This is a genomic window from Streptomyces liliiviolaceus, assembly GCF_018070025.1.
GTDB classification, from domain to species: domain Bacteria; phylum Actinomycetota; class Actinomycetes; order Streptomycetales; family Streptomycetaceae; genus Streptomyces; species Streptomyces liliiviolaceus.
In genome coordinates this window covers 8,288,276-8,310,298 of sequence record NZ_JAGPYQ010000001.1, presented here as the reverse complement: position 1 = coordinate 8,310,298, position 22,023 = coordinate 8,288,276, and the positions used below count along the sequence as shown (strand labels likewise).

The 22,023-nt window shown below is 66.1% G+C and carries 20 protein-coding genes and 1 pseudogene; 13 read left to right on the top strand and 8 right to left on the bottom strand.

The genetic code is table 11. The annotated features are described in order from the left end of the window. Positions 1-83 precede the first annotated feature (83 nt). From J8N05_RS35210 to J8N05_RS35190, 5 genes are all read left to right on the top strand, one after another. Complete coding sequence (locus J8N05_RS35210) at positions 84-1,268, top strand: MFS transporter (RefSeq protein WP_247706630.1); 1,185 nt, start codon at positions 84-86, stop codon at positions 1,266-1,268. Between the two features lie 121 nt (positions 1,269-1,389). Continuing rightward, positions 1,390-3,156: a beta-galactosidase gene (locus J8N05_RS35205; RefSeq protein ID WP_210889824.1), complete on the top strand. Its 1,767-nt coding sequence runs from the start codon at positions 1,390-1,392 to the stop codon at positions 3,154-3,156. Continuing rightward, entirely contained in the window at positions 3,156-5,633 is a 2,478-nt protein-coding gene (locus J8N05_RS35200; RefSeq protein ID WP_210890584.1) for a beta-galactosidase, read from the top strand. The genes J8N05_RS35205 and J8N05_RS35200 overlap by 1 nt, the downstream gene beginning before the upstream one ends. A gap of 181 nt (positions 5,634-5,814) precedes the next feature. Beyond that, positions 5,815-6,888: a LacI family DNA-binding transcriptional regulator gene (locus J8N05_RS35195; RefSeq protein ID WP_210889823.1), complete on the top strand. Its 1,074-nt coding sequence runs from the start codon at positions 5,815-5,817 to the stop codon at positions 6,886-6,888. Positions 6,889-7,173: 285 nt separating this feature from the next. Continuing rightward, complete coding sequence (locus J8N05_RS35190; RefSeq protein ID WP_247706817.1) at positions 7,174-7,695, top strand: MarR family winged helix-turn-helix transcriptional regulator; 522 nt, start codon at positions 7,174-7,176, stop codon at positions 7,693-7,695. 11 nt (positions 7,696-7,706) lie between these two features. On the opposite strand, the gene J8N05_RS35185 is transcribed toward J8N05_RS35190, so the two are convergent. The 3 genes from J8N05_RS35185 to J8N05_RS35175 form a co-directional block, all read right to left on the bottom strand. After that, entirely contained in the window at positions 7,707-8,459 is a 753-nt protein-coding gene (locus J8N05_RS35185; protein ID WP_210889822.1) for a DUF4142 domain-containing protein, read from the bottom strand. Between the two features lie 145 nt (positions 8,460-8,604). Continuing rightward, a complete protein-coding gene (locus J8N05_RS35180; RefSeq protein ID WP_210889821.1) occupies positions 8,605-8,820 on the bottom strand; it encodes a DUF397 domain-containing protein in 216 nt (71 codons plus the stop codon). Beyond that, positions 8,817-9,689 carry a helix-turn-helix domain-containing protein gene (locus tag J8N05_RS35175; RefSeq protein WP_210889820.1) on the bottom strand — a complete coding sequence of 291 codons (873 nt, stop codon included), beginning with the start codon at positions 9,687-9,689 and terminating at the stop codon, positions 8,817-8,819. Before J8N05_RS35175 ends, J8N05_RS35180 begins: the two co-directional genes overlap by 4 nt. Before the next feature lie 108 nt (positions 9,690-9,797). Here J8N05_RS35175 and J8N05_RS35170 point away from each other — a divergent pair, with 108 nt between their 5' ends. Then, positions 9,798-10,415, top strand: a complete 618-nt coding sequence (locus J8N05_RS35170; RefSeq protein WP_308286956.1) for an ATP-binding protein — start codon at positions 9,798-9,800, stop codon at positions 10,413-10,415. A gap of 181 nt (positions 10,416-10,596) precedes the next feature. Beyond that, positions 10,597-10,902: a hypothetical protein gene (locus J8N05_RS35165; RefSeq protein WP_210889819.1), complete on the top strand. Its 306-nt coding sequence runs from the start codon at positions 10,597-10,599 to the stop codon at positions 10,900-10,902. Between the two features lie 94 nt (positions 10,903-10,996). On the opposite strand, the gene J8N05_RS47655 is transcribed toward J8N05_RS35165, so the two are convergent. After that, entirely contained in the window at positions 10,997-12,247 is a 1,251-nt protein-coding gene (locus J8N05_RS47655) for a type II toxin-antitoxin system HipA family toxin (RefSeq protein WP_407699958.1), read from the bottom strand. After that, on the bottom strand, positions 12,231-13,952 hold the full coding sequence (locus tag J8N05_RS35155) for a GmrSD restriction endonuclease domain-containing protein (protein ID WP_210889817.1): 1,722 nt from the start codon (positions 13,950-13,952) through the stop codon (positions 12,231-12,233). The genes J8N05_RS47655 and J8N05_RS35155 overlap by 17 nt, the downstream gene beginning before the upstream one ends. A gap of 1,072 nt (positions 13,953-15,024) precedes the next feature. Here J8N05_RS35155 and J8N05_RS47650 point away from each other — a divergent pair. The 3 genes and pseudogenes from J8N05_RS47650 to J8N05_RS35140 all read left to right on the top strand — a co-directional run bounded on the left by J8N05_RS47650 (position 15,025) and on the right by J8N05_RS35140 (position 17,739). Beyond that, positions 15,025-15,225 (top strand): replication initiator, encoded by a 201-nt coding sequence (locus tag J8N05_RS47650; RefSeq protein WP_407699957.1) that lies wholly within the window; start codon positions 15,025-15,027, stop codon positions 15,223-15,225. Positions 15,226-15,267: 42 nt separating this feature from the next. Beyond that, positions 15,268-16,374, top strand: a pseudogene (locus tag J8N05_RS35145) (tyrosine-type recombinase/integrase); the annotation flags it as partial. A gap of 435 nt (positions 16,375-16,809) precedes the next feature. Continuing rightward, positions 16,810-17,739: a phosphotransferase family protein gene (locus tag J8N05_RS35140; RefSeq protein WP_210889816.1), complete on the top strand. Its 930-nt coding sequence runs from the start codon at positions 16,810-16,812 to the stop codon at positions 17,737-17,739. A 28-nt stretch (positions 17,740-17,767) separates the two neighbouring features. On the opposite strand, the gene J8N05_RS35135 is transcribed toward J8N05_RS35140, so the two are convergent. Next, positions 17,768-19,015 carry a hypothetical protein gene (locus J8N05_RS35135; RefSeq protein WP_210889815.1) on the bottom strand — a complete coding sequence of 416 codons (1,248 nt, stop codon included), beginning with the start codon at positions 19,013-19,015 and terminating at the stop codon, positions 17,768-17,770. Positions 19,016-19,428: 413 nt separating this feature from the next. On the opposite strand from J8N05_RS35135, the gene J8N05_RS35130 reads away from it, so the two are divergent. From J8N05_RS35130 to J8N05_RS35120, 3 genes are read left to right on the top strand one after another with little or no spacing between them, the layout of a single operon-like run. Beyond that, the gene (locus J8N05_RS35130; protein ID WP_210889814.1) at positions 19,429-19,980 is read left to right on the top strand and encodes a bifunctional DNA primase/polymerase; all 552 of its coding nucleotides are present in this window, start codon (positions 19,429-19,431) and stop codon (positions 19,978-19,980) included. Continuing rightward, entirely contained in the window at positions 19,970-20,281 is a 312-nt protein-coding gene (locus tag J8N05_RS35125) for a hypothetical protein (RefSeq protein ID WP_210889813.1), read from the top strand. The genes J8N05_RS35130 and J8N05_RS35125 overlap by 11 nt, the downstream gene beginning before the upstream one ends. A 4-nt stretch (positions 20,282-20,285) precedes the next feature. Next, entirely contained in the window at positions 20,286-20,603 is a 318-nt protein-coding gene (locus tag J8N05_RS35120) for a hypothetical protein (protein ID WP_210890581.1), read from the top strand. 265 nt (positions 20,604-20,868) lie between these two features. Here the strand turns inward: J8N05_RS35120 and J8N05_RS35115 are convergent, their stop codons facing one another. After that, complete coding sequence (locus tag J8N05_RS35115) at positions 20,869-21,411, bottom strand: hypothetical protein (RefSeq protein ID WP_210889812.1); 543 nt, start codon at positions 21,409-21,411, stop codon at positions 20,869-20,871. Between the two features lie 284 nt (positions 21,412-21,695). After that, entirely contained in the window at positions 21,696-21,989 is a 294-nt protein-coding gene (locus tag J8N05_RS35110) for a hypothetical protein (protein WP_247706627.1), read from the bottom strand. Positions 21,990-22,023 lie beyond the last annotated feature (34 nt).

Here is a 22,023-nt window from a genome sequence, read left to right as displayed (position 1 = left end):
GCCCCGGTCGGCTCGTCGCCCGCGCGGACGCGGGCCGTCAACCGCCGACTGGAGTCCGCGTGAGCGACCACGTGAGTGACCGCGTGAGTGACGACACAAGCCGTGACGACGTGCCCGTGTTCAGCGCCGCGGCCGTCGTCGCCTCCTGCGGCGGGTTCGTGCTCATCGGCGCGCTCCAGGCGCTGTACGGGCCCTCGATCCCCGCCCTGCGCGAGGAGTTCGGGCTGTCGCCCTCGGCCGCCGGGCTCGCGCTGAGCGCGCACTTCGTCGGCGGCGTCGCCGGAGTGCTGCTCTTCGACCGGCTGTACGGCCGGCTCGGCAACCGGCAGATCCTCGGGGCCTCGTACCTGCTGATGGCCCTCGGCGCGGCAGGCTTCGCGCTCGCGCCGGACTGGCCCGTCGCGCTGGCCTCGGCCCTGCTCGCGGGGCTCGGTTTCGGCGGTGTCGACTACGGGCTCAACCAGCTGTTCGCCGTCGGCTTCGGCCACCGTTCGACCGCCATGCTCAACATCCTCAACGCGCACTTCGGCGTGGGCGCGATCCTCGGACCGGCCGTGATCGGCGCGGTCGGCGCCGAGCACTATCCGGTCGTCTTCCTCGTCTTCGCCGTCGTCAATCTGCCGCTGCTGCTGTGCCTCAGGGGTGTGCGCGAGCATGCGCCGCAGCCGGGGGAGGGGGAGCGAGCGCCCGGTGGGCCGTCCGTTCTCGGCCGCAGTCTGGGGTCGGTGCTCGCCATGTTCGTCACCCTGTACGTGCTGCACGTGGGCATCGAGGCGGGCGTCGGCGGCTGGGAGCCCACCCACCTGGAGGCGGTCGGGTACGGCGCCGGGGCCGCGGCCACCGCCACCTCCGTGTACTGGCTGATGATGACCGTCGGCCGCTTCCTCGCGGCACCGCTCGCGCTGCGCCACTCCGCCCAGTCGATCGTCATCGTCTCGTGCGCCGGCATGACGGTCTGCCTGCTGCTGGCCACGATCCCGGGCCTCGCCCCCTATGCGTACGCGGGAGTCGGCCTGTTCATCGCGCCGATCTTCCCCACCGGCCTGCCCTGGCTCAACCGGGCCGCCCCGCGGGCCCGCAGAGCCGGCGCGCTGGTCATCGCCGCGTCCATGGCCGGCGGAGTCGTCGCCGGACCCGCGCTCGGCAAGGCCATCGAGTGGTCCGGGGTCCGTGCCGTCCCGCTCCTGCTGGGCGCGGTCTCGGCCCTGTGCCTGGCCGCCACGCTCTGGCTGGTCCGCGCCACGCGCCCGGCGACGGCCGGCCGCTGAGGACCTCCACCCCATCGATCGCTGAAGCCGCCGTCGCATCGGCCACCGAAGCCGCCACATCGACCACTGACCCAGTCCCCGTACCGATCCCCCGTCCGAGCCGAAGGGAAGCAGCATCCTGATGACTGTTCTGAGTACGTCCTCCGACGAATTCCGGCTCCATGGAGAGCCGTTCCGGATCATCTCCGGTGCCATGCACTACTTCCGCATCCACCCCGACCAGTGGGCCGACCGGCTCCGCAAGGCCCGGCTGATGGGCCTCAACACGGTGGAGACGTACGTCCCGTGGAACCTCCACCAGCCCGAACCCGGCACCCTCGTCCTCGACGGCATCCTCGACCTGCCCCGCTATCTGCGGCTGGCCCAGGACGAAGGCCTGCACGTCCTGCTGCGCCCGGGCCCGTACATCTGCGCCGAGTGGGACGGCGGCGGCCTGCCCTCCTGGCTCACCACGGACACCGACATCCGGCTGCGTACCAGCGACCCTCGCTTCACCGACGCGCTCGACCGCTATCTCGACCTGCTGCTGCCCCCGCTCCTGCCCCGGCTGGCCGCGAACGGCGGCCCGGTGATCGCCGTCCAGGTGGAGAACGAGTACGGGGCGTACGGCGACGACCGCGCGTATCTGGAACACCTCGCCGCGTCCTTCCGTGCCCGGGGCGTCGAGGAGCTGCTGTTCACCTGCGACCAGGCCGACCCGGAGCACCTGGCGGCCGGTAGCCTCCCCGGCGTCCTCACGACCGGCACCTTCGGCAGCCGGATCACCGAGTCCCTCGATCAGTTGCGCGCGCATCAGCCCGAAGGGCCGCTGATGTGCGCGGAGTTCTGGATCGGCTGGTTCGACCACTGGGGCGAACCGCACCATGTGCGCGACGCGGCCGACGCCGCCGCCGACCTCGACCGGCTCCTCTCCGCGGGCGCCTCGGTCAACATCTACATGTTCCACGGCGGCACCAACTTCGGCTTCACGAACGGCGCCAACCACGACCACGCGTACGCGCCCATCGTGACCTCGTACGACTACGACGCGGCCCTCACCGAGTCCGGCGACCCGGGTCCGAAGTACCACGCCTTCCGCGAGGTCATCTCCCGTCACGCCCCGGTCCCCGACGAGCCCGCCCCGGCGCCGGGTCCCAAACTGCCGCCCATCGTCGTCGAGTTGGATGATCGCGCGTCGCTGCTGCCGCATGCGAGCGTCCTCGCCAAGCCGGTACGCGTCGACGCCGGTCCGGTGACCATGGAGGAGCTGGGACTGCGGGCCGGGTACGTCCTCTACCGCACCACGGTTCCCGCGGGCGGCGACGGTGTCCTGCGCTTCGCGGGCGGGGTCGGTGACCGCGCCCAGGTCTTCGTGGACGGCGCCCCCGTCGGCGTACTGGAACGGGAACGGCACGAAGAGGCCCTGCCCGTGCGCGTTCCGCGGGCCGGTGCCACGCTGGACGTGCTCGTCGAGAACATGGGCGGGGTCAACTACGGACCGCGCATCGGCGCGCCCAAGGGACTGCTCGGACCCGTCACCTTCGACGGCACCGCCCTGCACGGCTGGGACTGCCACCCCCTGGCCCTGGACACGGTGGGTGCGGTTCCCTTCGCTCCGGCCGTCGATTCGCCGTCCGACGCCGGACCCGCCTTCCACCGCGGCACGTTCGAGGTCGGGGCGCCCGCCGACACCTTCCTCTCCCTGCCCGGCTGGACCAAGGGCCAGGCCTGGATCAACGGCTTCCACCTCGGCCGCTACTGGAATCGCGGCCCGCAGCGCACGCTGTACGTGCCCGCGCCCGTCCTGCGCCCCGGCACCAACGACGTCGTCCTGCTGGAACTGCAGGCCACGACCGAACCGCGCGTCCACCTCACCGACACCCCCGACCTCGGCCCGGTGAACCCGTGATGCCGCCGCTCCGCCTGAAGGTGTCCACGCCGGCCGCGCCACCCCTCACCGGCCACCTCCCTTTCGCCGACGCCCCCGGAGTCCCCGACCCGATCGAGGTCACCAGCCGCTTCCTCACCCGCGGCGGGCGCCCCTGGTTCCCGGTCTCCGGCGAGTTCCACTACACCCGCTACCCGGCGGCGGAGTGGGAGGAGGAGCTGCTGAAGATGAAGGCGGGCGGGGTGACGGCCGTCGCCAGCTACGTCATCTGGATCCACCACGAGGAGGTCGAGGGCCGGATCCGCTTCGACGGCGACCGGAACCTGCGGCGCTTCGCCGGCCTCTGCGCCCGCCACGGCCTGGACTTCGTCCCGCGCATCGGCCCCTGGTCCCACGCGGAGGTCCGCAACGGCGGCTTACCCGACTGGCTTCTCGCCGGGGCCTGCACCCCGCGCACCGACGATCCGGCGTACCTGGCACCCGTACGCACCTGGTACGAGGCCGTCGCGGCGCAGCTGAGCGGACTCGACCGCGCGCACGGCGGCCCCGTCGTCGCGATCCAGATCGAGAACGAGCTGTACGACCGGCCGGGCCACCTGCTCACGCTGAAACGCATGGCGCAGGCGGCCGGGCTGAGCGCCCCGCTGTGGACGTCGACGGCGTGGGGAGGCGTGCGACTCCCGCCCGACGAACTGCTCCCGCTGTACGGCGGCTACCCCGAGACCTTCTGGACCGAGGCCGACGGCGGCTGGCCCGACACCTGCCGCACCCACTTCTTCTTCACCCACCAGCGCGACGACGAGGGCATCGGCGCCGATCTGCGCCCGACGACGACGGTACGCGGTACCGAACCGACGGCCACGGAGAGTCGATTCCCCTGGGCCACCTGCGAGTTGGGCGGCGGCATGGCGGTCTCGTACCACCGCCGCCCCCGGGTCGGCGCCGCCGACGTCGGAGCGCTCGGCCTCACGAAGATCGGCTGCGGTTCCGTGTGGCAGGGCTACTACATGTTCCACGGCGGTACGAATCCCGCGGGCGAGCTGACGACCCTCCAGGAGTCCCACGCGACGGGCTACCCCAACGACCTCCCCGTCCGCACGTACGACTTCCAGGCCCCGCTCGGGGAGTACGGCCAGTACCGGCCCTCGTACGACGAACTGCGCCTGCAGCACCTGCTGTTGGGAGACTTCGGCGGCCTGATCGCACCGATGGAGTCCTTCCTGCCGGCACGGCAGCCGACGGGGCGGGACGACCGGGACACCCTGCGCTGGGCGGTCCGGGCCTCGGAGGACTCCGGCTTCCTCTTCGTCAACAACCACCAGCCGCATGAGGAGTTGCCGGACCACCCGGACACCTCGTTCACCGTCGAGTTCCCGGCGGGACCCGCGCTCACCCTCCCGAGCACACCGGTCACGGTCCCGACGGGCGCGTACTTCTGCTGGCCGCTGCGCCTGGACGTGGCAGGCCTGCGGCTGGACTGGGCGACGGCGCAGCCGGTGTGCACGGTCGACGCCGACGGCCGTACGGTCCTGGTGCTGGCGGCCGCGGACGGCATCCCTGTCGAACTCGCCCTGGCCGCGCGTACGTTGAGGTCGGTTCGGACGCCCTTCGGGCAGAGCGTCACCCTCGACGACCGCGTGCTGGTCACGGGGCTGCGGCCCGGCACCGACGCTCTGGTGGAGGTGGACACGGCGGACGGCGAACGGGTCGGCCTCCTGGTCCTGGACGCGAGGACGGCCCGTACCGCCTACAAGGGGGTCGCCTGGGGAGCGGAGCGGCTGGTGCTCTGCGCGGCAGGTGCAGATGCCTGTACAGGTGCCGGTGTCGTCTTCGACGAGCATGCGCGGGGCGGGGAGGGCGAGGTACGGGTGCACAGCCCGGCCGGTGACGTTTCGCTGGCCGTACTGCCGGCGCCGGGACGGCCGCCGGTCGTCACGGGCGGGAGCGTGCGGGAGTCGGAGGACGGGGTGTTCACGCGGTATCACCTGACGGGGGACGGCCGGGACCCGCGGTTCGGGGGAGAGAGCGGGGGAGGCGGACTGCGCGTCGGGCGGGCCGAGCTGGTGCGTGCCGCCGGGCCGGCGCCCGAACCCGTGACCGGCGTGCAGGGCCGGGCGAGTGCCCCCGCCGACGAGCACTACGACACGACCGCCGCCGAGTACGCCATCTCTGTCCCCGACGGACTCCCGCTCACCGGAACCCTGCTGCGCGTCCACTGGTCCGGTGACGTGGCCCGCGCGTACGTGGGCGACAGGCTCGTGGCGGACCAGTTCCACGCGGGGCGGGCCTGGGACATCGCCCTCGACCGGCTTCCGGCGTTCGACCTCCGGGGGGAGGGCCTGCGGCTGCGGGTGCTGCCGAGGGCGACGGAGGCGCGGGTGTACGTGGCGGACGTGTCCGCAGCGGAGGCGGCCGCGGCGACGGTCGGGCGGGTCGAGTGGGTGATGACCCGTACGTGGGCGATCGGTGAGGCGGGGGAGGTGAGGGAGGCCGGGTAGAGCGGGGCGGGGCCGGGCTGCCGGGCCGCCCTCCCGCCCGGCGGCCTATCCTGGGCCGACCGGGCGGGCCCCCGACCGCCGGACGGACCTGTACCTTCCGTCCCTCTACCTCTACCTCCGTTACCTCTACCTCTGTCGTCCCCCTACCTCCGTCTCCGTACCTCGAAGGGCATCACCCGCAATGACCCGAAGTGCCGGTGACGATGTGCCGACCGGTCCCCCCAAGGGGCGCAGCCGGCGCAACTTCGCGGGGGCGCGGCCGGTGATGGACGACGTGGCGCGGCTGGCCGGTGTCTCCAAGCAGACGGTGTCCCGGGTACTGAACGACAACCCGGCCGTTCGTCCCGAGACCCGTGAGGTGGTCCTGACGGCCATGCGGACCCTCGGCTACCGCCCGAGCCGCAGCGCGCGCTCGCTGGCCAGCGGCCGTACCCGCATGCTGGGCGTGATCTCCTTCGACGCGGCCCGTTACGGCCCGGCCTCCATCCTGACGGCGATCAACAGCGCGGCCCAGGACGCGGGTTACCTGGTCAGCTCCATCGCGCTCGACACGGCGGACCGGGCCACCGTCGTACGGGCCGTGGACACCCTGTCGGCCGAGGGCGCGGACGGTGTGATCGCCATCGCCCCGCAGCGCTGGGTGGGCAGGGCGCTGGCGGAGGCGCGGCTCGACACCCCGCTGATGGTCCTGGAGAACGACCTCGGCAAGGACGCGTCCTTCGTCACGGCCGACAACCGGGCGGGCGCCCGCAAGGCGACCGAGCACCTGCTGGACTTCGGCCACGCGACGGTCCGGCACATCGCGGGCCCCACGGGCTGGCTGTCGGCGGACCGCAGGGTGGAGGCGTGGCGGGCCACGCTGAAGGCGGCGGGGGCGGCGGTCCACGAACCCCTCGTCGGCGACTGGAGTGCCGACTCGGGCTACGAACTGGGCCGCAGGCTGGCCGACGACCCCGACGTCACCGCGATCTTCGCCTCCAACGACCAGATGGCGCTCGGCGTGCTCCGCGCCCTGCACGAGTCGGGCCGCCGGGTGCCGGACGACGTGAGTGTGGTCGGGTACGACGACATCCCCGAGGCCGCGCATCTGCTTCCCCCGCTGACGACGGTCCGTACCGACTTCCCCGAGATCGGTACGCGTTCCCTGCGGCTGCTCCTGTCCCAACTGGACGGGCCGCCGGAGCCGGAACTGGGCCGGGTGGTGCCGGTCGAACTGATCGTGCGCAGAAGTACGGGCCCGGCGCCGACCCGTTGAGCCATTCAGTCGTTGAGCCGTTGCGTGCTTACACGGGTCACGGACGAGGAAAATCTGTGTGGATCAGGTGAGTGGGCAGGCACTTCGGCGGGATAGAAAGGACACATGCCGGAGCACGAGACCCCTGTCGGAGCCACAGATGACGTCGACGTCACGGAGGACCTGGACGTCATGGACGACGTAGACGTAAGTGAAGTGGCGGTGGAGAACACGGCTGCCGCCGGCGGGGCCATTGCCGGCGCGGGCGTCACCGATGTGGGCGTCACCGATGCGGGCGCCACCGATGTGGGCGTCGATGACGACGTCGACGCGGTGACCCGGGCGGTGCTGACCGCCTCGCGCGTACTGGTCGCGGTCTCGGCCCGTTCGCTCGCCGAGGTCGAGGAACGGGTGACCCTGCCGCAGGTCCGGATGCTGGTCGTGCTGTCCACGCGCGGCGCCACCAAGCTGGTCACGCTCGCCGAGCTGCTCCAGGTCGCGCCGTCCACGGCCATGCGCATGGTCGACCGGCTCATCACCGCCGGACTCGCCGACCGGCAGACCAACCCCGGCAACCGCCGCGAGACCCTGCTCCGGCTCACGGAGGAGGGGCGGCGCACGGTCGAGGACGTCACGGCCCGCCGGCGCGCGGAGATCGCCACGATCGTGGAACGCCTCACCCCGGCCCAACGGACGGCGATAGTCGAGGCGTTGACCGCCTTCAACGAGGCGGGCGGTGAGCCCCCGGTCCCGGACGTGGGCGACGCGGAGGACGGTGTGCCGCACCCGCTGGGCTGGGTGGACCCGCAGACGGGCCACGACGGATAGCCGGCTGTCGCTCATCCCACGGCGGGCGTCGGAGTCGGGGTGGGTGTCGGCGAGGTCGTATTCACATCCAACCCCTCCGGCCTGTTGAGGACGAGGACGGGCGAACCGGGCTGCGGGGCGGGCGGGGTCAACTCGGCCTTGGGGAGCTTGGGCGGGCTGGTCTGCTGGAAGTTGACCTGGTCGTAGTTGACGAGGTCGGTCTTCTCCAACACCGTGATGTGGTCGAGGACGGTGTCGTTGGCCAGGTCGGCGAGCTCACGGACCATGGTGTTCTTGGTGTTGGCACGGATCTTCGCGATGACGGGGAAGATCTGCCCGTGCGTGACGCGCATGATGTTGACGGCGGTCGTGTCGAACTGCTGCCCGGTGCTCCCGTCCACGGTGGCCACGAACTGCTGTTGCTGCGGGCTGGCCTGGTTGGGCAGGGTGACGCCCAGCTCGGGCGCGATCTTCCGACACATCTCGTCGAGCCCGGAGTGCCCGGCGACGAGATGCTTCCCGGCCTCCTTCATGGCGGGCGTGGTCCCGCGCTCCATGGCCATCAGCCCCAGCGGATGCTCCCAGAGCCCCGCGGCCCGCACCTTGACGACAAAATCGCGATCGGCCTCGGTCAGGGGCCCGTACCGGGTGTTGGCGATGATCCGGTCCTGGCTGGTCGTGGTGGTCTCCACCCCGACGAGAGCCGGATAGGCGAGCGCGGCAAGCGTCACGCCCAGCCCACCGATCACGAATACGGTCCCTGCGGTGCGTTGCGTGACACGCATGCTGCCTCCTGAGCTGAACGACCCGGTCGCCAGGAGGTACGTACGAGAAGCACAAGGCAATCATTGCGCTAGGTAAATTTTGCACTCGGGTGGATTTGGGTCGACCGAACATCCAGACACCGCCGGTCCTGCAGCCACCGCCGGTTCAGCGCAGGTGATCGAGGAAGGTGGTCCAGGCGTTGCGGGAGAAGGCGAGTACAGGGCCGGTGGGGCGCTTGCTGTCGCGGACGGGTATGAGGGGGGTGAGGTTGCCGGCGACCTCGACGCAGTTGCCTTGGCCGCCGCTGTAGCTACTGGCACGCCATACGGCTTCGGCGAGTACGGGTACGGGTACGGGCTGTATGTGGTGGTCCTGGCTCATGCTTGATACTCCTTGGCGATGCGGCGGATCAGCGTGCGCGATTCCGTGGGAGGCAGCGCTGTGGTGCGGGCGTCGTCGAAGAGGGTGCGGTAATGGGCGACTGCCGGTTCGCGCTCCACCCAGATGTTGCCGGTCGGGGTCTCCGTCAATACAAGGTCGAGCGACGTCACCTGAGGGAAGCTCAGCAGCAGATAGGGGCCGAACATACCCGAGTGGGCGCCACGCGCGAACGGCAGAACCTGGACGGTGATGTTGGGCTGCTCCGCCATGGCGACAAGGTGCTCCAGTTGCGCACGCATCACCGCCGGGCCGCCCACATGCTGGCGCAGGACTCCTTCGGACAGCACCGCCCAGAGCGACATGGGGTCCTCGTCGGTGAGCCGTCGCTGCCGGGCGAGCCGGACCTCGACGAACTGGTCGATCTCCTCAGGCGTCTGCCAAGCCCGCGAGGCGACTGTCACCGCCCGCCCGTAGGCAGCGGTCTGAAGCAGTCCGGGGATCAGTTGCACCTCGTATGTTCGGACGCTGTCGCAAATGGCTTCCAGTTCGATCTGATCCCTGTACGAATCTCCTAGAACTGCGTCGTAGGGGTGCCACCATCCCTCACGGCGACGCCGGTTGGCGCGTTGCGCCATGGCGCTGAGACGCGCGCGAGCCTCAAGGTCCTGGACTTGGTACGCCTGCATGAGTGCGTTCAGATCCGGAGCGCGGACGGGAACGTGCCCGTTCTCCATCCGGCTGATCTTTCCCTTGGTGCAGTCGAGAAGCTCCGCTGCGTCCGCCATGGACACGCCCGAGGCCTCACGGAACTTGCGCAGTTCGTCGCCGAGTTGGCGTCCGAGCACGGTGGACGGTTTGACAGTAGGCATGGGGCGACTCCTACCAGAGGCCAGGCGGTCAGTCCGCGAAGTTACTCGAAGGGGTGAAGCGAGACTAACAAGCTCCATGCAACGTTGCGCCAATACATATGCTGCGGAATGCCTGCCTCGGTGAACCAGCAACTGCTGCCGCAGCGCGGGGACGAGATCGCCGCCCACCGATCATCAGGGAGTGCCATGACAGGGAGCCCAGCCTCGAACGAAGTCACCTTCCAGCTGCCCCACTGTCGTCGCAGCGTCCCTAGAACGCGAGCGCTGGCACACGCCGTGCTCGGTGCATGGGGAGTCGGCCAAGACGTGCTGGACGTCGCGGAGTTGCTGCTCTCCGAGCTGGTGACCAACGCGCTGCGAGCCCACGCACCGAGCGACCGACAGGTCGGCGTCCGGATCGCGAGATCAACGGCGGACGGCCTGCTGAGACTGGAGGTCAGCGACGAGTGCGAGGGTCGGCCCGAAGTGCGCACGCCCAGCGACGACGAAACCGGCGGGCGCGGGCTACTCCTGGTGGAGGCGCTGGCTCACCGCTGGGGCGTCGAGGAACACGAGGCCGGTCCCGGAAAAACGGTATGGGCCGAGTTGAAGGCGCCGGACATCGTCGCCGAGCCCGTCGAACGGGAGACCGCGGCGGCCATGGTGCGCCCGGACCAGCTGGTGAAGGTGCGGGGTGAGTGGCGCGTGGTCGTCAGCGCACCGACGCGAACACTATGGCGGCGATGACCTCGCGGTAGTGCTGAGCCTGGACGAGGGCCTGGTGCTACGCGTGCAGGCAACCGAACTCCTGACCGTCCGGCAACGCAAGGAGGACTCAGCGGATGTATGAGTGTGAGGTCATCCAGCTCGTGACCGCCCCATGACCACTACTACGGCCATAAGCGAGTACCAGGCCCGAAGAGGACTCATGAGTGCGCAGCACGCCGAGCCACCGCACGGATCACTTCCGCACCTCGGGACTGTGGCCGACATCCGCGCCGAGCTGCGGGACGGACGGGGGCTTTACGCCGAGAGCTTCGAGGCTGATCGCGCCCGCGCCATGGATACTGCCACGACAACGGACCTCCACCCATTCGCCGACGTCATCAAGACGGACGCCGGCAGCATCCGCGCCTACAGCGAACCCGAGTTGACGACGCGCTTCAGGCAGGGCTCGACCTCATCCCCGAAATCAAGAGGGGTCAGGGGGAGCCGCGACTTTTGTCGATTCTAGTGCTGAACTGGGTGATCGGCTGAGGCTTGCCGCATTCCCTAACAGGGCTGTGGCATTGTGACGTTATCCTGAATAAGTCCCGAAGGCCAATCAGTCAAGATTTCAGCAGTGTTTTGCTGCGTGCTTCGATTGTTCTACCAAGATACTGTGTCAAACCTCGTGGGAGCGTTAGAGATTCTGCCACGACAGGCCAATTTTCTCTAACTAGTTCTACCGTCTCCTTAACGAAGTCGGTCAGGTTTGCCCCGGTAGCATTCAGGCGGCTTTCCAACCTCCGGAAAGTTGCTAGGGAGACACGATCAAAGTGCTTGCTCCCGCCAAATTTGAGCCCCAGATCCTCCTGGTCATCACCGGCCCTGTAGATGTCTGTCGATACCAAATCGTAAGCTGGAGAAAGTGTTGGAATGCGTTCGTCGCGATAGATCAATGACCAATTCTTCAGGTGTGCGTCGCCGTTACTCGTAAGAATAATAAAGGTCATTCTGCGAGCAAATTCTCGCAACGCGCGAATGTCGTGCTGTCTGTAGGTCAGTGATGCGATAGTTTCGAAGTTTCCACGATACTTGTCGCGAGGATAGAAATTTCTGACCTGAGCGAGGTCCTCAATGTGAATTAGTTCTCGGTTAGGCCCTCGGTCAAATCTTTTGACAGCGTAGGCCAGCTCTTCCTCTCCAGGCCATACATTAGATGGAAGCCCCGACAACTGATCGCGATGTACCAACTTGATATCGGGAACGTCAACTCCGGCCTTGCGTGCCAGTGTCATCATCGCGAACTCATTTTGTGGCAGCATGCTGAACTGTCTGTCAGGCAACTTGACAATCCAGTCGCTTCCTTCTCCAAACCCTGGAATGGTCAGGCGGTCATCCTTGGAAAGCATGGCGAACTTCAGTTGCACGCCGGCAAGAGAAATCCTCCACCCGGGATGGCTCTCCGAGTCTGACAGTTGGTGGAGTAGTTCCTGGTTGTCCGAGTGTTCCCAAGTAATCGAGTCTCCGCCGGGCTGAAGCCCTGTAGGCAGGATCCGTACGGCTCCAGGGAGATCTCGTCCGACGTGGGCGAGGAGCTCCATCTCTCGGTCAACCGAGACTCCTCGATCTTCCGCGACCCAATCGCGCACCCGACCTTCGGGAAGTAGATTCGAAAACCATGGGGGAATTCTGAGTGCTGATGATTGTGCCGCCAGAACAGTTTCTTCGAAATACAGGCCCAAGACGGGCCGCTCAGGGTCGTCGCGGTAGGATACGTCGAAAGTCAAGCGAGTGTGGTCGCCGCGTTGGTGCAAAACTCCAACGTGACGGCTCCTTAGCCAGACTGCGTGCTGCACTTCACGCACGTCCAACATCCTCTGCTAGGTCCTCAACCAAGAGCGAGGTGAGTGATGGTGTATTTTCGAAGTTCCACTCACACATACGCTCAAGGAACGAAGTCAATTGCGATTGGAGCTCTGCTTGGCGTGCCTTGAGGAAGTCGACTGTCCGTCCTTCTGTAATCAAGGAGGCCATGTTTGAAGAGATTAGATGAGATGCCAAGGCGGCCTGCCAAGCAGCCTCGGAGAGCTTCAAGGGGCGCTGTGTCACGAGTGGCTCGATGGATGCCACATTGGCTTCCATGACAGGTACCAACGCTCTATTGGCTGCCCAGAGGCGGTATTCATGCGGGATTGTACTTCTTGGGACAATGTAGCGAACGGCATCTAGCGCAGTAGGCCGATCTAGGAGGACTTCAGAAAGGTCCTCTCGGTCGAATGGATTTCCGTCATCGAGAGAGCGGGGCATGTTCGCCCACCATGAACATAGCACTATCTTCGTGGCCGCTTCATTGCTTCGGAAGCGTCGCAGATCAGGGGGTGGTGTTTTTGGGTAGTCAACAAGGCTTAGCAGTTCTTGGATTGACCCGGTGAGGTCATTTGGTTTAACGGCAAAAACCAGGAACCGCACTGCTCCGGTGGTGCTTCCCTTGAAAACCTCAGGACCGACCACTGCCGCTCGCCAAAACCAGCGCCGGAGTAGGCGGATGCTTCTTGAATCAGGGCTTGGGTGGTGCGCAAAGAGTCGGGTGAGGACTACGAGCAAATGGCGGTAGGGGAGCATGCCGACATGCGGAACCCCCGCTTCTTCTTGAAGGAAAGCGATTGCTCGGCGCATTGCTGCCTCGCCGAGTTGATACGCAGTGTCGCGTGCTTCATCGGGAAAATCAATGATGGCGCGCCCGAGATGGTTCCCGCGTGATCCTCCCTCTTCGCCACCAAACTCATTTCGGATTTCCCTTTTTACGTCGGGGCCGCGACGGGCAAGCATGGCCATGAGAACGGTATCGTTGTCTACTGTCCCGAATCCCAAATCCTCGTCGAGATGTTCTGCGATCTTGTCGAACGTGAGGCGATTTTTGATACCTTCATCGTCAGCGAAAAGCGCTGAGAAGATCTCAGCCCGGCTTAGTCGCTTTCCGTAGTTATTCATCCGGTCGAAGATATCTTGCAGAACCTTCACGTCATTCTGGCTCACCTCGTATGCTGGGATTTGAAACTGCCGCAAAGTCTGTGTGATGTTGTTCGCGCGATCGACGTACTCCAATGTCTCAGGATATTTCTGAAACCACTGCAGTACTCGGGTCAGGTTGAACAACACGGGAAGTGGCACAATGAGTGGTTCTTCTTCGGCCGGAGTAGGCACAAACTCCTGGTCACGCAGGTTATATGCGAGGGCGAAACGTGGATCCCTGCTCGCGTCGGGAATTAGTGCGCTGGCAAGGCTTGTGATGCGTTGCTGCCCATCGACGACCCACCTCGCCGCACTTACAGCGGGAGCTTGGATCTCCAATGATCCAAGCTTCAGAACCTGAGCTGGTGCCGGTCGTCGCCATAGCAAGAGGGAGCCGACCGGGTATCCGCGAACAATACTGTCGAAGAGCCGTACGACATCTTGACGCTGCCAACGGAAGTCGCGCTGGAAGTGGGGAATTCGGATTTCTCCCGACCGGGCCATGTTCACGAGATTCTCCACCGTGAACATAGTTGCGCTGGGGCGATCATCGAGTCCGCTTGTCACGTTCGCCTCCTGGGCGTTCACTGCTCATCACCAAGAAAAGTTGTATCACTCGGACGGAGCTCTTGGGGCGAGTGCTGGCTTGAATTATTCAGGTCGGGCGGTAGTCGGAGCTTGGTCGGTGCGCGTGCCGAAGCGGAGGCGAGCCGCCTTGTGGCGTGGGGGGGCAGCCGCAGTGGCAGTTCAAGATCTTCGCAAGGAAGGTGGACCTCTTCCGGGCCGGCGGGAGGACCTGGGCCTGGGTTTGGTAGTGGCATGAGGGCGCAGACGTACTCGGTGAAATGAAGTTCGTTGCCCAACACGGCCAGTGCCACGTAGAGCATAGGCGTTGGCGCGGTGCCTTCTCCTTGTACCTGGTGCCGCCCAGGTACAAGGAGAACGGCATGTACGTGCGGTGGAATTGGGTGATGTGGCCGTGGTCGGCGGTCTGTAACGCGTCACACGTGAGGATCGGCTTGCCGGGCGGGATGCGGAGCGGATCCGCCAACGCCAAGGGAGCGTTCGTGCGGATGGCTACCGCTGGCTTGGTCTTCGTCCAACGGGTGTCGTTGGCTTCCACGTAGCGGCCATCGGCGGCCAGGCGTCCGCCCTTCGGGCGCTTGAGGCGCGAACGGCTCTGAGGCGAACGGGTGAACGTGCCTCGACTTATGATCGCCTCGACCAGACCGGATGCGCGTAGCTCTGCGAGGCCTTGACGGGTTGCAGGACGCGTCACGCTGATGTGCTTCGTCAACGGCTCCTCAGGAGTCAGCGGTTGTCCAGCCGTGAGAGCACCGTTCAGGATTCGTTGCGCAGGTGGTCGGCGATCTGCCGGTACTTCGGCTGCCTGTTCCACGGTCGCGTGTAAAGGCTCTCCGTGGCTGTTCGTTTCTCGGCTACCCAAGAAGGTGCGCAGGTTGACCACTTCCTTGGACGGTGTTCTCCATTGCAAGTCGGTTGCCAACTCGTACTACAGGTCGCCATACCGGACTCTGGTTGCCCGTACATTGGATGGTTTAGCAGCATAAGGGATCAGTCTTCGGAGTGCCAGGGACGAGGAGTTTCAGAGCAGTGGCAAGCCTTCCGATCGATACTGATGATCATCTGCGCCGTACTTCACGCTTCGCGGGTTGGGGATCGAAGTCGGTCAGTCCCGAAGGCGGCTGAGTATCAGCGGAGCGGCCTGGTCCACTTCCATGCTGTGATCCGCCTCGATGGGCCGGACGGACCGACCTTGGTTCCACCTGGCTGGACGACCACGGGCCTCTTGGCGGAGACGGTGCGGGGAAGAGGTTGACTTCGGCTGCTGTCGCGGGCTGCGTCGCCAAGCTGTGGACAAGACAAGGGAGAGCCCTTCGACAACACGGTGTCTGGACTACCCAACTCACTGCGCGGCGGCAAGGCGGCGCTCTCGTTCCTGGAGTTGACGGTCGGATACGTCGATGCCAGGTGGGCGGAGGCATCCGCGAAGCAGCGGGACAGGGACCGGCCGGATGAGATCTTGGCCGCAATGCGGTGGATCGAGCGGGCGTCGCTTCCGGTGGCCGAGTTGCAGGAGATTGTTCGGGTACATGGGCTGATCGACGGTCTCGGGCGGAAGCTGGACGGCAAACCTGCGGCTACGCAGACGTACCGGCGGCGTCGGGCGGTGGTGTTCAACGCACTGGAGTACGCAGTTGAGTTGGAGCTGTTGCCCTCGAACCCGCTGAGCCGAGTACGGCGCAAGCGCGGGAAACGGCCTGTGCAGGAGGTTGACCGCCGAGTGGTCGTCAATCCTCGGCAGGCGCGCGAGCTGCTGGCGGCGGTGACGTACGTGGGTGGCTACGAGCGGGCGAGTGGTCGACGGCTGCGGGCGTTCTTCGGCTGCCTGTACTACGCGGCCATGCGGCCCGGTGAGGCACTGGGTCTCCGTCGCTCGGACTGCACTCTTCCGGCGAAAGGCTGGGGTCGTATCGAGCTGGCCGAAACGCGTCCGACGGCAGGCAAGGCATGGACGGACTCCGGTGAAGCGCATGACAGAAGGGGCCTGAAGCAGCGAGCGGAGGGCGAGGTGCGCATCGTGCCGATACCGCCACCCCTCGTCCGGTTGCTTCGGGAGCACCTGAAGGAGTTCGGTACGGCGAAGGACGGCCGGCTCTTCGCCAGCGAGCGGGGCTACGTCGTAGCCGCGTCGTCGTACTCGCGCGTGTGGAAGCAGACGCGAGAGCTGGCGCTCATGCCGGAACAGGTCTCGTCCGTGCTCGCCTTCCGGCCGTACGACCTTCGGCATGCGGGCGTCTCGCAGTGGCTGAACTCCGGAGTTCCGGCACCGGACGTGGCCGCTCGTGCGGGTCACTCGGTCGACGTGCTGCTCAAGATCTACGCGAAGTGCATCGACGGCCAGGAGCACGAGATGAACGACCGGATCTTGAAGAGCCTGGGGGAGGAGGACGACACCGGAAAGTGAAACGGTCCGCAGGACCGATGGACGTGAGCCCTGGAGAGATCCGGGGCTTTCGTCATGCCTGCACGGCGACGCTAGGCAGGCGCGAAAACATCCCCTGACGTGCGGCGTCGCGCAGATAGATCAACACGCTATTACAACGTGATCACTGGCAAACGCCTGCTTTCGGCGGCCTCCGCCTGCACACGCCCCCAGACACGCGAAGACCCCGTCCTCAGCAAAACCGCTGATGGCGGGGTCTTGGGCACACTTACACAGTGTGCCCCCGGCAGGATTCGAACCTGCGCACACGGCTCCGGAGCCCAGATGAGAACGGGGGACGACAGGGCGTCTGACCAGCGGCGGAGGGTCCTCCCGCGCGGATGCTGAGCAACATCATCACGTCCCTATTACGCGGGCGACCTGTCAGGCGGTCGGTCGGGCCCGTATCGTCGGAGCATGATCTCGGGCAGCGGCGGGGGACCGGACGGCGGCGGCACGGAGTTCACTGCGGAGGGTCTGGCGCCCGTCCTCCGGGAGGCGTGCACGACGGCCGGACTCGACTCCGTCGGCGCCGAGTTGCTGCGGCTCGGATCGAACGCGGTCTACCGCCTGGCGTCGTTACCGATCATCGTCCGCATCGCGCGTGACCCGTCGGTCCTGGCGGAGATGGACCGAGCGGTGAAGGCGGCCCGCTGGCTGGAGTCGGAGGACTTCCCGGCCACACGAGTGCCGGCACAGATCGCTCAGCCGCTCGTTGTCGGCGGCCTGGTCGTGACCTTCTGGGAGAGCGTCCAGGAGAACGTGGAGTACGCCACCATCGGCGAGCTGGCCGATCTGCTGCGCCGCCTGCACTGGCTCGAAGAGCCGCAATCGCTGGGCCTGCCGTACTTCGATCCGCTGGCCAAACTGGCGACGTCCCTCGAAGGACTGGATGGCGTCGCGGGGGAGGATCGGCAGTTCTTGGAGGAACGAGCGGCCAAGCTCGCCAAGGACTACGACCGCCTGGACTTCGTGCTCCCCTTCGGGATGATCCACGGGGACGCCAACATCGGGAACCTCCTCCGCCACAGCGACGGTCACGCGGTCTTCATCGACCTGGACGGCTTCACGCTCGCCCCGCGCGAATGGGACCTGATCCTGACGGCGATCTACTACGACCGTTACGGCTGGCATTCGAAGGCGGAGTACGCGGAGTTCGTCCACCGCTACGGCTTCGACCTGATGAACTGGCCGGGGTACGAGACGCTGGCTGATCTGCGTGAGCTGATGATGGTTGTCTGGCTCGGTCACCAGGTCACGGCTAACGAGCGGTCCGCCGCGGAGTTCGCCCGACGGGTCCGGTCTCTCCGCACGGGGGAGGGACGAGACGAGTGGAACGCATTCTGAGCGACGGGTCTGCGCGCTCGTAGCGTCCTCAGACAGTGGCGTGATCGCCGGAAGCGACCCACAGTCTGTGGTCTCTGACTTGCTCGGTAAAGATGTGCACCTCGGCGCTCTGGCCAGCCGTTACGAGGTTCTGCCGGAACTCGGCGAGATAACTGACGCATCGCGCGGACTTCAGCTGCTCTCCCAAATCGAGCGCGTCCAGCGCCATACGGCACGCTTCCTCGACGTCTCCGGCTCGTAGGTGCGCGTCGGCCAGGACCATGGTCGCGAAAAAGTCGCTCCGTACGTGGCTGCCGCTCATGGCGTTCTCCGCGTGGGCGACGGCCTGACGGGCACTGTCGACGTCACGGAAGCAGTGAGCGGCCTCGGCGGCGAGCTCGGCTTCGTCGAAGTAGCTGATCCACTCTGGCTCGTCATCGCTGTTGCGGCTCTCCAGTGCCTTCGTGGCCGCGTTCAGCGCTGCCTCGCAGGCGCGCACGTCGCCGGTTCGAGCGAGGGCACGAGCCTCCATGGCATGGAACTGCGCGCGCAGCGTCGGGGTTGCCACAGGGGAGATCCCCATGAGCGCAGCCCGAGCGAGCGTGGCGGCCTCCGTGTAGCGACCGAGGAACGTTGCCTGATGACTCATGGCCGACAGGATGCTTCCGGCGAGCCGGCGGTCGTTGGCGTCCTGGGCCAGCCGGAGAGCCTGGAGAAAGTACCGCTGCGCCAAGCCATGACGGCAGGCGTCGTACGACATCCAACCGGCGAGGAGCGTCGCCTCCGCCACGGTGGAGAACAAGGCCCGACCGACCTGCTCGGTGTACTGCCCGCGCAGAAGCGGCACCACTTCGGTGCTGAGGTACTGGATGGCCGCGTGCCGAGCGTGGTCGCCGCCGAACCGGTCGTCCAGTTCGGCGAACATGTCCGCGGTGGTCTTGATCGCTGCCACGTCTCCGAGACCGACCCGGATTCCGTCCTTGCGCTGCCTGGGAATCGCCGGGTCCGGTGCAACCAGCCACCGGAGGGACGCTTCGCTCCACGCGGGCCCGGACGGCTCAGCCTGCAAAAGCGGCTCGTATCGATTGAGATCAGCACGCCACAGCTGGCCGACCGCTTCGATCGCGTCGTCGGGGCTGGCCGGATAGGTGACATCCATGAGCGACGTATCCCGTCCGCTCCCGTGGGTCAGTCCGAGTTCGGCGGCGCTGAGTCCGAACACCTCGCACAGCAACGGACCATAGAAGTCGTCCGGGACGCTGTGGCCGTTCTCCCAGCTTGCGATACGGCGTTTCACACTGGTGTCCGCCGGAAGCTGGTGCCCGCGTCGAGCAGCGACCTGCCGCAACTCACGTACCAACCGCGGCTGACTCCAACCTCTGTCCGTACGGACCTGCCGTAAGCGGATGCTGGTCGGCTGCATGGAAGACGTGACCATTCCCTCCCTGCGCGTGCACTGGTGGGACTGCTGAGGTCAGTGACTCTGTGGATCCACGTCTGAATGTACGCGCGGTTCGCTACCGAGCGCCCCAAGTAAGCCCAGATAGGCAGTGGTTGCGCCCTGACGGGGGATGACGCGTCCTCGCGTGACGCGTCATCCCCCGTCACCTCTCGTCATCTGCCCTGGCCGGGGGCCCAGCCCCGAGTCTGGACACAGGACGGCATCGCGGCCGTGACCGAGTCAGACCGAGGTGAGATGACGTGCAGAGGATGACCACGAGAGGCGTCGAATGGCTCTCCGCGGCGGCAGATGATCCGGTCGAATGCAGGATGGCTTGGGCGAGCAATCCTCGCGCACCGTACGTGTTGGCAGCTGGCCGTCTCTTCGACACGGTGACGGTCGAGCAGCGGGTCGGTATGGAGACCTTCGACCAACTCCTCCGCAGAGGTCTGCCGTTCGGGCCTGCCGTGCTCGACCGCAAGGCGCAGCGAGTCGGCTTCTTCCTCGGCTCGCACAGCGAGGAGATGTTCACCCAACACCTGGTGCAGGAGGAGGGTGCCCCACCGGCATACCGCTACCTGGGAGACGGCTCTGTGGTCGTCGTCCCGGGGCCCATGCCTATGAGTGGTGACCGCTATCAGTGGCTCCGTGCTCCAACTCGGCGGCCCATCGCCAACCCGCTGCGTCCGGTCGCCCTGGCCACCATGCTGGTTGCCTCTGCCGAACTGCTCTCTCGTGTGGACAGGTACGGCGCGCGCTACCCGTCCGCGGCTGCCCTCGCGCTCTCTACTTTCGAGGGGGACCGGCCCGATGGGAAATGACGCCACTCACCGGCACGACGCTGCCACCTGGTCGCCTCTGGACAGCGACGACTGGTACACCACACGCAACGCCACGACGGCCCTCCGGGATGCTCTGCTGGCTGCCGGCCTGGAAAAGGACTTCCCTTACCTGCGCGCCGAAATGAATGCGTTCGGTCAGGGCCTGGTCGAGCTTGGCCGTGTCTCACCGGCCACCGCGGAGCGCCTGGCAGAACTGCTGCGCCTGGCGCTCGCTGCGGGACTGCGACGACTGGAAGAGAGCGGGGCCGAACCTCCGGAACACCGATCAGGAAGGGACTGACGTGATGACCGACCGACGGGGCGTCGTCGCCAAACGAGCCGAGAACCTGATGCCCGGCGTGCCCTACGTGCGGGGCTGGGCACAAGCTCGACGCAGCGCCGGCGTATTGGCCGCGCAACTCACCGCTCTGGGCCTGGAGCCGGACTTCCCCGACCTCACGGCAGACGTGAACGTTTCGGGCGAGGGCCTGGTACGCCTCGGCAACGTTCGCCCTGAAGCAGCCGTGATGCTGGCGGAACTGATTCTGTCGGGCCTTGCGGCGCAGGCGGAGACGATGATGCAAGAGGCGAGGAACGCCCGACACGACTCGTCGGTTGCCTGACCCAGGTCGACCCGAGAAGCTTCGGCCAGCTGCGGTACGAGCCTGCTCCCGCAACCGGCTGCCCAAGCCCCGTACGTCACCGTTCCCCCGACGGATGATGTGCGGGGCCCTTCGCTGCCCTCGGTCCCCGTATCGCTGCGGTCTGCCGCTCGGCCGGGACCGGCGCCCCAGCGCCGCAGCCCGGACGAACGGCAGACCGATAGGCATGAGGGACGAAGGGGGACTTATAAGCGACAGCGTTCGAACGCTGTCTTGAGGGCATCAGTCAGAACGGCGCACGTAGCCTTCGAACAGCCCGAAAGGACAATGCGGCGAATACTGCCGCCAGCGGCCAGGCAGAGATTATGGTCCAGAAAGAAGCGCTTTGGCGGCCATCTGGCGAACTGGACCATGCATAGGCGCCGATGGCGACTAAGGAGACGATAGATATTCCAGGGAACAACAGGTAGTAAGGATGCGTCAGTCTAGCTGTTTCGCTAGCAGGTTTATGCTGCACTAGCCACGATTCCCACCCTAGACCACCAGCAACCCTTTGACTCAGTTCCTCGTCGATATACTTCGCTATGCCTTCAATAGTGCGAAAGAGGGATGCCAGGATCTCGCTGGAAGCGTAAGAGATGAAAGAAATGATCAAAAGAACTGGCCAGCGAGATCTTCCGGCCAACGCCACAGAGAAGACAACGCTTACAGCGGTCACGTGAAGGGCTAGAACTTGATGTTGCAAACTGATTCTGGTAGTAATCTCATTTCTGAGCGCAGAATATTCAGCAAGAGCACCCGCATGATCATCTTGATCGATCTCTGCCATCGCTACTCCTGAGGATGCGCCCGGTGTTTTCATTCCTGCTCGGCGACGCAAGTTAGCGCGTGGAGGTAGGGCGCGTCAGGAGCGCACTCATGCACAACGCAGGAGTGCGACCTGCCTAAGCTGCAGAGCTCTCCAAGTTCCTCAGACCAGAATGAGCCACAATGACAGGAACGCGGGGAAAATACTCCGAAGTGATTCTCTTTCCAAAGACTCTCAGATTGGGAAGCTGCGGGCATTCAGGGCGGGTACGGCTGCTGAACTGGGCGTTCGCCTGGTACCGGGTCTCATCGGCCGTGGTTGCTTTCGCCGTGATTCCCCGCTGTTCCCCGCTCTATCTGGTGCGCTTGTGGTGCGTCGTTGCCGGGCCTGGTGTCGTCGGCTCCCCCGTACGACTTGACGCGGAGACGCTCCTTGGCCGCTTCAAGGCGTGGGCCGTCGTCGGGCATGAAGATCTCGCTCAGCGTCTTGTCCAGCGTTCCGGAGATCGCATAGATGGGCGACCAGACGGCTCGGTTGGGCACGATCCCTTCAAGGTCGTCGGACTGGAACATGACGTGGTAGAGCCAGTCCGACAGCACGAACGCTTGATCGCGCGTGAGCTTGATGGTGATC

Excerpts from the sequence above, each read along its gene's own strand:
- J8N05_RS35195 (WP_210889823.1), top strand. The coding sequence starts at position 5,815 with ATGACCCGAAGTGCCGGTGACGATGTGCCGACCGGTCCCCCCAAGGGG.
- J8N05_RS35185 (WP_210889822.1), bottom strand. The coding sequence starts at position 8,459 with ATGCGTGTCACGCAACGCACCGCAGGGACCGTATTCGTGATCGGTGGG.
- J8N05_RS35120 (WP_210890581.1), top strand. The coding sequence starts at position 20,286 with ATGACCGACCGACGGGGCGTCGTCGCCAAACGAGCCGAGAACCTGATG.
- J8N05_RS35200 (WP_210890584.1), top strand. The coding sequence starts at position 3,156 with ATGCCGCCGCTCCGCCTGAAGGTGTCCACGCCGGCCGCGCCACCCCTC.
- J8N05_RS35180 (WP_210889821.1), bottom strand. The coding sequence starts at position 8,820 with ATGAGCCAGGACCACCACATACAGCCCGTACCCGTACCCGTACTCGCC.
- J8N05_RS35175 (WP_210889820.1), bottom strand. The coding sequence starts at position 9,689 with ATGCCTACTGTCAAACCGTCCACCGTGCTCGGACGCCAACTCGGCGAC.
- J8N05_RS35115 (WP_210889812.1), bottom strand. The coding sequence starts at position 21,411 with ATGGCAGAGATCGATCAAGATGATCATGCGGGTGCTCTTGCTGAATAT.
- J8N05_RS35125 (WP_210889813.1), top strand. The coding sequence starts at position 19,970 with ATGGGAAATGACGCCACTCACCGGCACGACGCTGCCACCTGGTCGCCT.
- J8N05_RS35140 (WP_210889816.1), top strand. The coding sequence starts at position 16,810 with ATGATCTCGGGCAGCGGCGGGGGACCGGACGGCGGCGGCACGGAGTTC.
- J8N05_RS35130 (WP_210889814.1), top strand. The coding sequence starts at position 19,429 with ATGACCACGAGAGGCGTCGAATGGCTCTCCGCGGCGGCAGATGATCCG.
- J8N05_RS35170 (WP_308286956.1), top strand. The coding sequence starts at position 9,798 with ATGCCTGCCTCGGTGAACCAGCAACTGCTGCCGCAGCGCGGGGACGAG.
- J8N05_RS47650 (WP_407699957.1), top strand. The coding sequence starts at position 15,025 with ATGATCATCTGCGCCGTACTTCACGCTTCGCGGGTTGGGGATCGAAGT.
- J8N05_RS35165 (WP_210889819.1), top strand. The coding sequence starts at position 10,597 with ATGAGTGCGCAGCACGCCGAGCCACCGCACGGATCACTTCCGCACCTC.
- J8N05_RS47655 (WP_407699958.1), bottom strand. The coding sequence starts at position 12,247 with ATGTTGGACGTGCGTGAAGTGCAGCACGCAGTCTGGCTAAGGAGCCGT.
- J8N05_RS35205 (WP_210889824.1), top strand. The coding sequence starts at position 1,390 with ATGACTGTTCTGAGTACGTCCTCCGACGAATTCCGGCTCCATGGAGAG.